Annotated in this window: 12 protein-coding genes; 4 read left to right on the forward strand and 8 right to left on the reverse strand. The window is 53.7% G+C overall.

The window, feature by feature from the left end:
- Positions 1–54 precede the first annotated feature (54 nt).
- The 4 genes from H5T67_07370 to map all read left to right on the forward strand — a co-directional run bounded on the left by H5T67_07370 (position 55) and on the right by map (position 5,451).
- Positions 55–2,163 (forward strand): acetate--CoA ligase, encoded by a 2,109-nt coding sequence (locus H5T67_07370; GenBank protein ID MBC7245140.1) that lies wholly within the window; start codon positions 55–57, stop codon positions 2,161–2,163.
- Positions 2,160–3,236, forward strand: coding sequence for a phosphotransacetylase family protein (locus H5T67_07375; protein ID MBC7245141.1), 1,077 nt, complete (start codon positions 2,160–2,162; stop codon positions 3,234–3,236). The genes H5T67_07370 and H5T67_07375 overlap by 4 nt, the downstream gene beginning before the upstream one ends.
- A gap of 50 nt (positions 3,237–3,286) precedes the next feature.
- The gene (gene eno / locus H5T67_07380) at positions 3,287–4,576 is read left to right on the forward strand and encodes a phosphopyruvate hydratase (protein ID MBC7245142.1); all 1,290 of its coding nucleotides are present in this window, start codon (positions 3,287–3,289) and stop codon (positions 4,574–4,576) included.
- Positions 4,577–4,680: 104 nt separating this feature from the next.
- On the forward strand, positions 4,681–5,451 hold the full coding sequence (gene map, locus H5T67_07385) for a type I methionyl aminopeptidase (GenBank protein MBC7245143.1): 771 nt from the start codon (positions 4,681–4,683) through the stop codon (positions 5,449–5,451).
- 102 nt (positions 5,452–5,553) lie between these two features.
- On the opposite strand, the gene H5T67_07390 is transcribed toward map, so the two are convergent.
- From H5T67_07390 to H5T67_07425, 8 genes are all read right to left on the reverse strand, one after another.
- A complete protein-coding gene (locus tag H5T67_07390; GenBank protein ID MBC7245144.1) occupies positions 5,554–6,342 on the reverse strand; it encodes a 2-hydroxyglutaryl-CoA dehydratase in 789 nt (262 codons plus the stop codon).
- Positions 6,339–7,556, reverse strand: a complete 1,218-nt coding sequence (locus tag H5T67_07395; protein MBC7245145.1) for a 2-hydroxyacyl-CoA dehydratase — start codon at positions 7,554–7,556, stop codon at positions 6,339–6,341. Before H5T67_07395 ends, H5T67_07390 begins: the two co-directional genes overlap by 4 nt.
- Positions 7,557–7,588: 32 nt before the next feature.
- Complete coding sequence (locus H5T67_07400; GenBank protein MBC7245146.1) at positions 7,589–8,737, reverse strand: 2-hydroxyacyl-CoA dehydratase; 1,149 nt, start codon at positions 8,735–8,737, stop codon at positions 7,589–7,591.
- Between the two features lie 17 nt (positions 8,738–8,754).
- Positions 8,755–9,834, reverse strand: a complete 1,080-nt coding sequence (locus H5T67_07405; protein MBC7245147.1) for a DUF362 domain-containing protein — start codon at positions 9,832–9,834, stop codon at positions 8,755–8,757.
- Positions 9,831–10,667 carry an MBL fold metallo-hydrolase gene (locus H5T67_07410; GenBank protein MBC7245148.1) on the reverse strand — a complete coding sequence of 279 codons (837 nt, stop codon included), beginning with the start codon at positions 10,665–10,667 and terminating at the stop codon, positions 9,831–9,833. Before H5T67_07410 ends, H5T67_07405 begins: the two co-directional genes overlap by 4 nt.
- Positions 10,668–10,693: 26 nt before the next feature.
- On the reverse strand, positions 10,694–11,128 hold the full coding sequence (locus H5T67_07415; GenBank protein ID MBC7245149.1) for an acyl-CoA thioesterase: 435 nt from the start codon (positions 11,126–11,128) through the stop codon (positions 10,694–10,696).
- A gap of 197 nt (positions 11,129–11,325) precedes the next feature.
- A complete protein-coding gene (locus H5T67_07420; GenBank protein ID MBC7245150.1) occupies positions 11,326–12,528 on the reverse strand; it encodes an electron transfer flavoprotein subunit alpha in 1,203 nt (400 codons plus the stop codon).
- Positions 12,529–12,655: 127 nt separating this feature from the next.
- Positions 12,656–13,897 carry a PLP-dependent aminotransferase family protein gene (locus H5T67_07425; protein ID MBC7245151.1) on the reverse strand — a complete coding sequence of 414 codons (1,242 nt, stop codon included), beginning with the start codon at positions 13,895–13,897 and terminating at the stop codon, positions 12,656–12,658.
- Between the last annotated feature and the right edge of the window lie 20 nt (positions 13,898–13,917).

Below are 13,917 nucleotides of genomic sequence, written 5' to 3' on the forward strand. Positions count from 1 at the left end.
TATGATAGCGCGAGTTAGATTCTACTACGTTCAGATAAATCGGAGCGCATCACGATGTTGAAAGCTTTCTTTACCCCGCAGTCTGTAGCGGTTATTGGCGCCGCGCGTGAGCCCGGCAAATTGGGATACGGCGTGTTGAGCAATATCTTGAAATACGGCTACACCGGTCAGGTTTATCCCATTAACCCTAAGGCGGATGAAATCCTTGGTCTCAAATGCTATCCTTCCATTCTGGATGTCCCCGGACCAGTTGAGCTGGTGGTAATCGTTGTGCCTAACAAGTTCGTGCCGCAGGTCATGGAAGAATGCGGCAGAAAGGGCGTCCAGGGAGCCATCATTATCAGCGCCGGCTTTCGCGAGGCAGGAACGGACGGCATCAAACTAGAGCACCAGGTATTGGATATCGCCAAGCAGTACGGGATTCGCGTTGTCGGCCCGAACTGCCTGGGCATCATCAGCACGCACACTCCGCTCAACGCTTCCTTCGCTGCTGGCATGCCCCCGAAGGGGAGCATCGCTTTCATGTCGCAATCTGGCGCATTGTGCACCGCCATCCTGGACTGGGCTTTGGCCAAAGAAATTGGCTTCTCCTACTTTGTGAGCCTGGGCAACAAAGCCGACGTGAACGAAGTGGATCTGCTGCAAACCTGGAAGGATGATGAATATTCGCGTGTAATCATCGTCTATATGGAAGGCTTGAGCGATGGGCAGAAATTCATGAAGGTAGCACGTCAGGTTACACAACGTACACCAGTCATTGCTGTCAAGTCCGGCAACACTGCTGCTGGCTCGCGAGCCGTTTCTTCGCACACCGGTTCACTAGCTGGCTCGGAGCGGGCTTACCAGGCTGCTTTTGACCAAACAGGCGTCCTTCGCGCAAGTTCGATAGAGCAGTTGTTCGATTACTCGCTGGCTTTTGCCTATCAGCCGCAACTTAAAGGCAGGAGCATCGCCATTGTCACCAACGCTGGTGGCCCCGGCATCATGGCTACAGATGCTCTGGAAAGCAGTGGCATGAAACTGGCTACATTGCAGCCAGAGACGATCGAGACCCTCAGGCAGGGCCTTCCCGCTGCTGCCAATGTGTACAACCCGGTTGATGTCATTGGTGATGCATTAGCCGATCGCTATGAGCACGCGCTGAAAGCGGTGCTGCAAGACGAAAACGTCCATGGCGTTCTGGTCATCCTGACCCCTCAGGTGTACACCCAAATCGAAGAGACGGCTGAAGTTGTCGGTCGCCTGGCTGCGATGCATGGCAAACCGGTGCTGGCCTGTTTCATGGGCGAAGAAAAAGTCGGCCCTGGCATCAGGATCCTCAATCGCTACAACATTCCCAACTACTCCTTTCCAGAGCGGGCAGTAGGCGCTCTACGCGCCATGGCTACCTTTAGCGAATGGCGCCAGCGACCTGCTCCACAGTACGAGCGGTTTGTTGTAGACCACGAACGCGTGAAGCAAATCTTTGCACGAGCACGCAACGAAGGCCGAGTCGCGCTGGGCGATGCGGAATCCCGGGAGATCATGGAAGCATATGGCCTGCGCATTCCCCGCTCCATACTGGCCAGAACTGTGGAAGAAGCAGTGGAAGCTGCTAGCACCATTGGTTACCCGGTAGTGATGAAAATAGCTTCACCAGATATTCTGCACAAATCGGATATCGGCGGCGTGCGCCTGAATGTGACTAATGCAGAGCAGGTACGCGACCTCTTTGACCTGCTCATTTTCCGCGCCCAGCGTTATATGCCCGAGGCACAGATATGGGGGGTGCTCGTACAGGAGATGGTACCAAAGGGCAAGGAAGTAATTATCGGCGTCAACCGTGACCCACAGTTCGGTCCGCTGCTGATGTTTGGTCTAGGTGGGATCTATGTCGAAGTGCTGAAGGATGTCACTTTTCGCATCGCTCCTATTTCGCGCCAGGAAGCGATCGAAATGATTGATGACATTCGATCTTATCACCTGCTGCGCGGCGTGCGCGGCGAAAAGCCTTCCGATTTGGATGCCATTGTGGATGCGATTCTGCGCGTGTCGCAGTTGGTAACAGACTTTCCAGAAATTGTAGAGATGGATATCAATCCCTTGATGGTCCACGAAGCAGGAAAAGGTGCAGTTGCTGTGGACATGAGATTCGTCTTGAAAGAAAAGGAGAGCAAAGAATGATCACATTGTACATCACCTCGACAACTCCCTATGCGGGGAAAAGTGCCCTATGCGTTGGTCTGGGGAAACAATTCCAAAGAAATGGTTATCGCATCGGTTACCTGAAGCCACTAGTGACTACCAAAACGAGCATCGGAGAATGCGTGGTTGATGAGGAGGCGAATCAAATGCGCCAGACACTGAAGCTCATGGACCCTGTGCAAGCGATTTGGCCAGTGTGCTTGGATGCCCCTGCGATAGAAGCAGTGCTGCGTGGCGAAGCCCCAGACTATTCGAGAATAGTCATGGACGCCTTTGCTGAGGTATCCAAAGGCAAAGACATCATGATTTTGGAAGGCGGCACTAGGTGCAGCCAAGGCCTGGGCGTGGGTCTCTCCGCTGACAAAATTGCAGAAATGACGCAAGCAAAAGTGCTGGTGGTAGCGAAATACGACGTCTCCACAGTAATCATCGTGGATGACCTACTGACAGACAAGCTGTGGCTTGGAGACAAGATGCTGGGTGCGGTGCTCAATGGCGTAGACCGTCAGCGATTGGACTTTGTCCAAGAACTTGTCGTCCCATTTCTGGAGAAGCGTGGCATACCAATCTATGGCGTACTGCCTATGGAGCGCATTTTTGCCTCCGTCTCCATCGGAGAATTGGCAGAGGCCGTGCAGGGTGAGATCATCTGCCGCCCAGACCTAATGAATGAATTGGTAGAAAACCTCATGGTTGGTGCCATGAGCGTGGATGCGGCATTGACCTACTTCCGCCGCAAGTTGAACAAAGCCGTTATCACCGGTGGTGACCGCCCCGATATTCAACTGGCAGCTCTGGAAACCTCCACCAAGTGTCTGATCCTGACCGGCAACCTTCGCCCTAATCCCTTGATCGTTAACCGTGCGGAGGAGGCTGGCGTAGCCATTATGATGGTAAAGCATGATACCATGACCACGGTGCAGTTGGCTGAACAGGCTTTTGGCAAGACGCGCTTTCATCAGGAGAAGAAGATCGCGCGCTTTGAGAATATGCTTGCAGAGCGCTTTGATTTCGCTCGTTTCTACAAGGATTTAGGCCTGCATAAGGCCTGAAAAATGCTGGCGTTGGGAGATCCCCAAAGCCTTTCCCTGGAGGTGATACGATGACAACTTTCATTGAGGATATCATGGCCCGTGAAATCCTGGATTCACGTGGCAATCCGACTGTCGAAGTCGAGGTAACTCTGTCTGGGGGAGCGGTAGGGCGTGCTGCGGTTCCTTCTGGAGCCTCCACCGGCATGCACGAAGCCTTGGAACTGCGCGATGGAGACAAGTCGCGCTTTAGTGGCAAAGGCGTGCTCAAGGCAATACAGAATGTGAACGAGACCCTCGCCATCGAGCTGGCTGGCTGGGATGCTCTGGATCAGGTGGGCATTGACCAGTTCATGTGCGGATTGGATGGCACGCCCAACAAGAGCAACCTGGGGGCCAATGCCATCCTCGGCGTGTCCCTGGCTGTGGCCAAGGCTGCCGCAGCAGCGCTAGACTTGCCTCTCTACCGCTACCTGGGAGGAGTCGCTGCCAGGGTGATGCCCGTGCCGATGATGAACATCCTCAATGGTGGCAAACACGCTGAGGATAGCACCGATCTGCAGGAGTTCATGATTGTGCCTGCGGGCGCCCCATCTTTTAGCGAGGCTCTGCGCTGGAGCAGTGAGGTATATCATCAATTGAAAAAAGTGCTGCAAGGCAAAAAATATAATACCAATGTCGGGGATGAGGGCGGTTTTGCACCATCGCTCAGTGCCAATCACGAGGCAATTGAACTCATCCTAGAGGCGATTAAAAGGGCAGGCTTTAAGGCAGGCAAGGACATCTACATCGCCTTAGACCCCGCCGCCAGCGAACTATATCAGGGTGGCATGTATGTGCTGAAGAAAGAGGGTCGCAAGCTCAGTGGTGCAGAGATGGTAGATTTCTACGCAGACTGGGTGGCTAAATACCCCATTATCTCCATCGAGGACGGCCTGGCACAGGATGACTGGGAAAACTGGCAACTGCTCTGCCAGCGCCTTGGCGACCGCGTGCAAATCATGGGCGATGACCTACTGGTGACGAATGTTGAGCGTTTGGCCATAGGCATCGAGCGTAGGGCAGCCAACTCTATTTTGATCAAATTGAACCAAATTGGCACGCTCACCGAGACCATCGCTGCCGTAGAAATGGCCAAATGCGCCGCATGGACAGCGGTGATTTCCCACCGCAGTGGCGAAACAGAAGATACGACTATTGCTGACTTGGCCGTGGCTCTGAACACCGGGCAGATCAAGACCGGAGCACCCTGTCGCTCAGAACGTGTGGCGAAGTACAACCGGTTGCTGCGCATCGAGGAGGAGCTTGCGGACACCGCCATCTATCCCGGCCTAGATGCATTCTACAATATCCAACGCTAGCTAATATCACAGGAAAACCGTTCGTAGTGAGCGCTTGAGTACGTTCTCGGCAGGAAAGCGCTCACCACAAACGCCTACGGCGCAAATTGACGGGAGCGTGAACTGTGGCTATCATCATCAAGACCCGCGAAGAAATTGCGGTGATGCGCGAGGCAGGGCGGATTACAGCCAAGGCACTGGAAGCGATGTGCAAAGCAGTGCGGCCGGGCATTACCACGGCTGAACTAGATGCCATTGCCAGGGACATTTTTCGTGCACATCATGCGATTCCTGCATTTTTGGGTTACCCCAATCCCAATTATGCCAATCGCCCCTATCCGGCTGTTATCACGGCCAGCATCAACGATGAATTGGTGCATGGCATCCCTGGCCGGCGGGTGTTGAAGGAAGGTGACATCATCAGCCTGGATTGTGGCTGCATCTACAATGGCTTTGTGGGAGACGCGGCGGTAACTGTGGGCGTGGGATGCATTTCTGCCGAAGCAGCGCGTTTACTCCGTGTCACGGAAGAGGCACTGTACAAAGCCATTGAGACCTCGCGAGTGGGCAAGCGCCTGGGGGATGTATCCGCAGCGATCCAGGAACATGCCGAGCGCCATGGCTACAACGTGGTGCGCGAGTACACGGGTCATGGTGTGGGACGTGAGATGCACGAAGATCCGCAAATTCCCAACTGGGGCAAGCCAGGTAGCGGTATCCCACTGCGTGCCGGCATGACCTATGCACTCGAACCAATGATCATCGCCGGACAACCTGAAGTTTACGTCAAAGGCGACGCGTGGACCGTAGCCACTAAGGATCATAGCCTCTGCGCTCACTTCGAGCACACTATCGCTGTCACAGATGGAGATCCAGAAATATTGACCCTGCCCTAGCAGGAATTATGAACCTGACAGCGGTCGTCGTCGGCTCTCCTCGTGCTTAGCAATGTAGCCTGTGCCGCTCCCAGATTTTTATTACTTCTATGCTTGCTTCTCTCACCGCCTTGCCTTGTGCCATGCATAAAGTGCTGCTCCCAGAGCACCCACTGTCTGCGGATCGGAGGGCACACTGATAGAGTAGGCAGATTGCCTGGCCAACGCCGTTACTACCCCAACGTTGAGTGCTACTCCTCCAGTAAGCATGACTTCCGCTTCGAGGCCAACCCGTACTGCTAATCCCAGCACCCGGCTGGCAATCGCTTGATGCAATCCTGCCGCGACGTCCTGTTTGGCTGCCCCACGCGCTATATGGGAAATCGCCTCTGATTCAGCGAAGACCGTACAAGTGCTACTAATGACTAACGGATGCTCGGATTGAAGTGCAAAGGATCCAAACTGCTCGATGGGCACATCCAAGGCTGCTGCCATCACTTCCAAGAAACGGCCGGTGCCTGCCGCACATTTGTCATTCATAGCAAAATCAACCACTCTCCCTTGCGCATCCAAGCGGATTGCTTTGCTATCCTGTCCTCCAATGTCAATCACCGTGCGCACAGCAGGGCACAAGTGAAAAGCCCCCCGAGCATGACATGAAATCTCAGAGACCTCTTCATCTGCTGCCGTAAAGCGCACGCGTCCATAGCCAGTGACCACGGTATAGGCGATCTCAGCGAGCGTCAGACTATGTTCGGTCAACAATCGTGCGACCAGCGCTTCAGCCGCTTCCTGGCCACCGTAGCCAGCGGGCATTATTCTCTTCGCCAGCACATGTTGGTCAGCGTCAAGCAGCACAGCCTTGACCGTAAGCGATCCAATATCCACACCTAAAAAACATGGTCTGGTCATTTTCTCTCTGCTAAAGTTTCCATGAAAGCCTGAATTCTTGTCCTCACCGCTTCGGCGGCAAAAGCCCGCGTATCGCACATATCAGATTCGATGATCAAGCCTGGCGTGCCAGTGCGTGCGGTAACAAGGCGCTTGATAGCGTACTGTCCCAGGGAATATGGTTTGCAACTGCGATTGCAGTGCATCACAAACCCATCTACGTTGTACTCTTGAATCAACTGCTCCATCAATCGGCTCCGATACTCCAGGCTTTGATTGAGGAACACAGTAGCATAGGCTATGGCAATGCCTTCCATTATTCCCATTGTTTCTTCAGGAATTGTCTGTGACCAACCACCCGTGTATGTGTCCACCACAAAGCATGCACCGTGATCAACGAAGTAGTTATAAAAGCGATAGAGGTGATGCCAGACAGCAATATTATCCCAAAGCAGTCGATACTTCTCCTCTGGAATAGCTCCTACACCGTTCTTCACGCGCATCTCTACCTCAGCCTTGAGATGACGGTAAAAGCGCACTGCTTCTTCGGTACCCCGCAAGACAACAATCGGAGCCATGTTCACAAATAAATCAGGCGCATTCAGTGGCGAAGGCCGTGCTTTGCACAAAGTACGTATCTCGCTCCATAGCCGCACTGTTTCGTTCGCCAAGCGGGCAGTCCTCTCCAAACGCTGGTTGCCCAATCGGCGTCTGGTCGTCCTCTCCACAAAGCGGATCATCTCTTCCAGTTGAGTAACTATATAGGACAGCATCTGTGGCTCAAAACCATCGTGGATAAAAGGGGTGTCGAGGATAAAAAGCGGCACCTGGTAATGCGCGGAAACTGCTTCATACCACTTGATTACAGTGCCACAGATATTGTTGCAGGCAATGAGCAAATCCGGCCGTGGCAGTCCTCCCATCGGCGCGCGTTCGCTTTGAAACATAGAGCCTAAACTGGTGCGCGCATAAGAGCAGAGATCAGGCGAGTATCCTTGCGCCTCCGCTGCTTCACACAGAGGAACCGCTTCCCGGCGTGCACCGCAAAGAGCGCCATAGTTCTCCGGATACGCCACCATCACGCCCATAGCGCGCAAGATCTCCACTGGCGCACCACTTGTCACCCAGGCCAAGGGCCTGCCCAGCCGCGGGAGACGCATCCTAGTATAGTGCCACTGCATAAGGCGCTGTAGCTCCGCCGCTGTCTTCAGTTTCTTGTACCTTTTCTCAGCCATTCCCCGACCTTGTCACGAAGAACTAGTCGTTCTTAGGCACTGCGCAACATTTCGATGAATGCTTGGATGCGGGTGCGCAACTGACCACTGGGCATAGTGAGGTCGGTTTCAATCAGCAAATGCGGCACTCCGGCACCTGTGAGCGCTTTGGAGAGCAATACGTAGTCGAAAGCATGGGGTTCGCAGAATTTGGGCAACGCAAGGATTACGCCCTGGGCTCCTGTACTGTGCACTAAGTCTAGTAGACGTCTGGCACGGGAATTTGTGTCATCGTGCTTGGCCGGGCAGGGCACACGCCGTAAATAACGCTCCGTCAGCGATTCAAATGGCTCTTTCGCTTCGTCAACCAGCACATCAAAATAACGGCTGCCAGTGCACAAATCGTCCCATACCAACTGCCCGCCCAGTTCGTCGATCAACTGGGGAACGGTGGGGTCATCGAGGATAGCGCCAACCAGAATCACCGTCGGCCTCTTAGGGCTGGCGCCCTTCTCTTCCCTTACTCCCCTCAAAAACGAGTGCAACAAGATATTGTACTCCTCCACAGGCATTACCATACCTGCTAGGGTGAGAGACCAAAATTGATCCACTGTGAAAGCCCACCGCTGTTGATAGAGCGCGGCCATAAGGCGGCGCTGCTCATTATACAAGGCAATACTGTCGCGCAGTGCATTTTCTGTTATTGGTGAACCACATTCTGACCCCAAAACAGCTGCCAAACGGTGCAGTTCTTTTAGCCAATAGTCCCGTGCACCAGGGTTGCTCAGCACAGTGGGCAAAGAGAAATGGATTACCTTGAACCGTGGACTTGCCATGCGCCAGATGTCGGTGACACATTGCATCGTGTCGCAAGTGTGCACCAATAAAAGCCCAAAGAGGCAATCAAGTTCTCCACTTAGCAACCGCTCCGTTACCATCCGAACTAGTGCGCAGGAAAAGGATGGCAGGTGCGCATTGGCTAGCGCCACTGGCCCAGACCCCTGCAGCAAACGCACTGGCACAAACCCCGCCGCATGCAACAGCTCAACTGGAGCATAGGTGCACAAGTAACCAAAAGCTCGCTTGGTAGGATAACGCACCTGCCACTCCTTACACGGGTGCATCAAGAAGTTCACCAAATCCCAGTCGACTTGGTTACTCAGCGAGGGTTCCACCAAATGAATGCACACATCCTGAGCCATAAGGCATCATCCATATTCTAGAGCAGCTTGAGCACATCTTCCACAGTAGGCGGACAGCCACATGCCAAAGGTAACCCATGCTCCTCGGCAAACTGGCGCGCACAATCGCCCATGCAAATGACCTTGCCGTGCCCTGACGGCAACTGGCTGGCGTGACCCATCACAATATCCAAACGTCGCCACACCCCACGGTATAAGAACTTGATCCGACGCCAACGGCTGCTCTTCATTGCCTTGAAGGCATAATACAATACCCAATTGCAGCCACTGCACGAGTCGTTGATATGCTCGTAAACATTTTTGTATACGAAATAGCCCTTATAATCAAAGGCAAAAGTCCTCTGGGCTTCTGCAATGCTCACACCCACCGTTTCCACTGTCGGAAGAAATGGGACGTGTGGCGCATGTTCCGGAGGAAAGCCCATCAATTGCCGGCAGACATTGTCCACCTCAATGAGATCCGTACCGGCTACCAGCACGTTCATTGCCACTGGTCGTCCGTACCGCCATGGCCCATTGCCCTCTAGGGCTACAATGCCATCCACAATCGTCAGCGCAGGTTGCGCGATATCCGCTAAAGCCCGAATGCATGCGTTTAGGCCAAGGCGGTGGAAGCGGCGCTTGTCGGCAGAAGTAAGCAAGCCCTTCTGGTTCTTCATGCCCAATGTCACACCAGTCTGGACGTGCGTCTTCATCTTGGCAATATTGATGTACTCGTGAGTCAGCAAGTAGTTTGGCAATTTGAGCAGGCCATGAGGCCAAGGGATACTAAATCGCTCTGCGTGTTCCAGATTGACCAGCGTAGCTCCATAGCGCTCAGCTACGGATGCGTATCCATTCTTGCGCAAAGCAATCTCGGCATCGCGACCGACAATACCTCCTTCGCCAATGACCACGGGTCTACCTGGAAACAACTTCAAGAAAGCATCAACGACAGCGGGATCGGTGTACAACCCTTGTCCTGGCGACCCTGAATCAGGAACGTTGGGTTTGATAAATAATGCCTCGCGTTGAGGGCGGTAGCCAATTAAGCGAAGCAATTCAGCCATGCTCTGGTCTATGTCGTTTAGCGTGGCCCGCACAATCCCAACAGTCATATGCCCCTGCTTCCCTTTGCTGAGGACCCACGCAGATAGGCTTGGATGAGATACGACCTGCGGAAATGCCCCTGCGTGAGGTACGTGATGCTTGGCATACCTCCCAGCAAGCGTCTCTGGATCTCCTGGACGCTATACCCTTGCCGGTATAGTGCTTGCACTTTTGCCCCCAATTCCTCCAAATAGGTGATTTTCTGCTGGATCTCAGCAACAGGATTATTCACTCGGACTGAGCCGCTCCCCGGGAACAGCGCGGTCAATTCCAACGCTGCAAGCCTTTTGAGCGAAGCAATCACTTCATAGATATCATAGTCAGGCCTGGCAGCACGATCTCGGCCACCAATATACGCATCGCCGGTAAAGAGCCACCCCAAATTGGGTTCATAGAGGCAGACATGGTCCGGGCTGTGCCCTGGTGTGTGAAGCACTTGAAAACGGCAATGCGCTGTCTCCACCCATTCGCCCAGAGGCTGGCCCTGAGAGGGTTGCGGCCTTCCCCAGAAAAATCGGCGATAGGGTTGTAGATATTGTAACTTGGGATTGGCCAAAATGGGCAAAGTCAAGGGATGCGCCAAGACAGGAATGCCATAGGCCTGCTGTAACAGCCCATTGCCCCCGATATGATCCTCATGGCAATGGGTATTGACAATTTGCTCCACAGCAAGACCCCGTGTGGATAGAGCGTCCAGCAATTCTCGGGCAGTATAGGCGCAGGTAGTATCAACTAGCAGACCGTCTATCCAGTAAGCTGCCGTGTGATAAAAAGCGTGCCCTAAGACGCTGCGAGCGGCGCGAAATAAAACCACCGGGGCATATTCCCTCACCTCAAGCATGGAGCGCCTCCTATGCAGCCATCATGTCATTGTTCATCTTGTCGACCTAATGCAGCGCATAGGGCTTCGCGTACTTCGAGTGGCAACCGAATCGGTCTCAGATCGCGCAGCTCAACCAGTACTTGCACCGTGCGCCCATTGGCTAGCAACCGTCCATCTTCAGCGTTCGCAATCTCATATGCCAGTGCGAAACTGGAGCGACGCACTTCTTCTACCCAAGTGTGGATAATCAAGCGGTCGTCAAAATATGCCGGGGCATGGTAACGACAGGATGCCTCCACAATGACAAGACCTAGTCCGCTTTGCTGCCAGATGCGGCGATCCAGACCCAAGGCTCGTAAGTAGTTAACGCGTCCTACTTCCATGTAAATAAAGTAGTTGGCGTAGTAAACCACGCCTTCTGCATCCGTTTCAGCATAGCGCACGCGGACTTCGGATTCGACAATGCGCGGCTTTGTCACAGTTTATCTTCCTAGCACTCCTTTAGCTTCATCTTGCAAATAGCAGGGCAAGTTCCTTGCGAAACACTCTCATCTTCATGAGGGACATGCCCTGCTATTCGGCTGCTTTTACACGTTTGGGGAGAAAGCCCTTTTCTCACTCACGCTCTTATCCCTCCCCTCTGCATACAAGTGAGAGGGACGCAAAGAACGTTTTTCTATATCTTGCTTCCAGCTCCCACGGCTTTCAGTTGCTTGATGATTTCTGGGATCACCTTGTACAGATCGCCCACAATGCCCACGTCAGCGATCTGGAAAATTGGGGCGGCGGGGTCCTTGTTGATGGCGACAATAAACTTGGACTCCTTCATCCCCGCCTGGTGCTGTATTGCTCCGGAGATACCACAAGCTATATAGAGATCAGGGTGTACGGTTTTCCCTGTCTGTCCCACCTGATGATCGTGGTCAATCCAGCCAGCATCTACGGCAGCGCGTGAAGCACCGACCTCTCCGCCTAGAGCTTCAGCCAACTCCTCGATGAGTTTGAAACCTTCAGGACCTCCCAAACCACGTCCACCGGACACGATGATCTTGGCGTCCTCCAGGTTGACGCGGCGTCGTGCCTCCTTAACCACCCGCAGGATGTTGATGTTTAAATCTTCCTCGCCGATGTTCACTGGGAAACGCTCGATCTCACCCTGTCGCGATGGATCAGGCTGTGGCGCACGCATAACGCCCGGACGCACAGTGGCCATCTGGGGCCTATGGCGTGGACAAACAATGGTCGCCATGATATTGCCACCGAAAGCAGGGCGAGTCTGCAGGAGGAGACGCTCGCTTTCGTCAATATCCAGCCCCGTGCAATCAGCGGTCAAACCAGTGTAAATGCGCTGTGAGATACGCGGTGCTAGATCCCGGCCAACCGTCGTCGCACCGAAGAGCACGATCTCAGGCTTCTTGCTCTGGATCAAATCCGCCAGCACCTTGGCATAGGCATCCGTACGATAGTGCTCCAACAGAGGGTCGTCAGCTAGATAGACTGTGTCCGCACCATCGGCTATGAGTTCCTGTGCCAGATGCTCCACGTTATAGCCAAGCAGAACCGCTTCCGCTTTAGCCCCCAGCGTATCTGCTAACTCACGCGCCTTGCCCATCAACTGGTGCGCTACTTTGGTCAGCACGCCTTCCCGCTGCTCGGCAAATACCCACACGTTGCGATATTCTTGAACCCTAACCTCGCCAGCTACTCGTACGCCGATGAACAGCGCTCCTTCGGGGCACTGGTCCACGCACGCACCACAATCCACACAACTCTCGTAGACCTTGGCTTTCCCGTTTACCACTTCTATCGCCCCAAAGGGACAGGCAAAGACGCAGTTACCGCACCCTGTACACTTTTCTAGATCTACTTTTAACTCCATGTGTTGCCCTCCTTCAATAATGTAGATTGCTGTCAGCTACATCGTTCTCACGTATTCTTCGTACCTTTGAACTGAGCCAAACAAGGGATTCCCTTGCAGATGCGCGAAATGAGCCTGCGTTGTGCGCTTATGCCTTCGCACATAGGGCAAGTTGTCTCTCAATTGCTTTCCCTAACCTCTTAATACCCTCCTCAATCATCTCTGGGCTAGCGGTTGAAAAGGTCAAGCGCAGTGTGTTTTGCCCGCTCACTCCATCCGGATAGAAAGCAGTGCCTGGTATAAAAGCAACCTTCTCCTCCAGTGCAGCCTTTAATAACTCCATCGAATTCGTGCCTTCAGGCAGCATCACCCACAGGAAAAGACCCCCTTGAGGCCGAGTCCAACGCACACCAGGCGGGAAATACTTCTCCATAGCGGAAAGCATAACCGCACAGCGTTCTCTGTACAGATTCCGGATGTTTTTGACATGCTGTCGCAAGAAGCCCCGTTGGCAGATGTCATTGGCGATCATCTGGTCAAAAATGCTGGTGTGCAAGTCGGCTGCCTGCTTGGCCTGCACCAGCCTGCCCAGTACTCTAGCTGGGGCCACAATCCATCCTAGACGGATGCCTGGCGCGAGGGTCTTGGAAAAAGTGCTCAAATAGATAGTGTTTTCCTTGTGCAGGACGATGATGGGGGTGAGATCCTCCCCCTCGAAACGCAATTCGCCATAAGGGTCGTCCTCAACGATGAACACGCCATGCCGCGCAGCCAGTTCCACTAGTCTGTGCCGACGCTCCAAAGAGAGCGTCACGCCAGCCGGGTTGTGGAAATTAGGCAGCGAATAAATAAATTTGACTCGCTCCCGTTTCAGTATGTCTTCTATCAGATCAACCTGCGTCCCGTCATCATCCAATGGAACGGTTACGAAACGCGCCTCATATGAGCTCCAGGCTTGGATTGCCCCTAGATAGGTGGGACGGTCCGTGAGAATCGTATCGCCCGGATTGAGAAAGACCTTGCCAATCAGATCAAGGGCCTGCTGTGAGCCATTCACGATCAAAATGTTCTCTTCTTCAGCAGGGACGCCATACTTCTGCATCTTGGCTACCAGATACCTCTTCAGGGGAGGATACCCCTCCGTCACGCTGTACTGCAAGGCCTGTGCCCCTTCGTGTTCGAGGATATAACGACAGGCCTCCTGAAATTCCCGGATGGGGAACAACTCTGGCGCCGGCATGCCTCCTCCAAGGGAAATGATCCCCGGTGTGGACATCAGTTTCAACGTCTCACGGATGATGGAACTGGTCATGCGCTCCGTGCGTTTAGCAAGGGCTCCTTCCCAATCTGTAGTCCATTTGCCATCCCAATTGACAACGCTGTCAGTCATGGCTTTTTCCTCCATAATCT

It is taken from the genome of Chloroflexota bacterium, from assembly GCA_014360905.1.
Classification (GTDB): Bacteria; Chloroflexota; Anaerolineae; order UBA2200; family UBA2200; genus JACIWX01.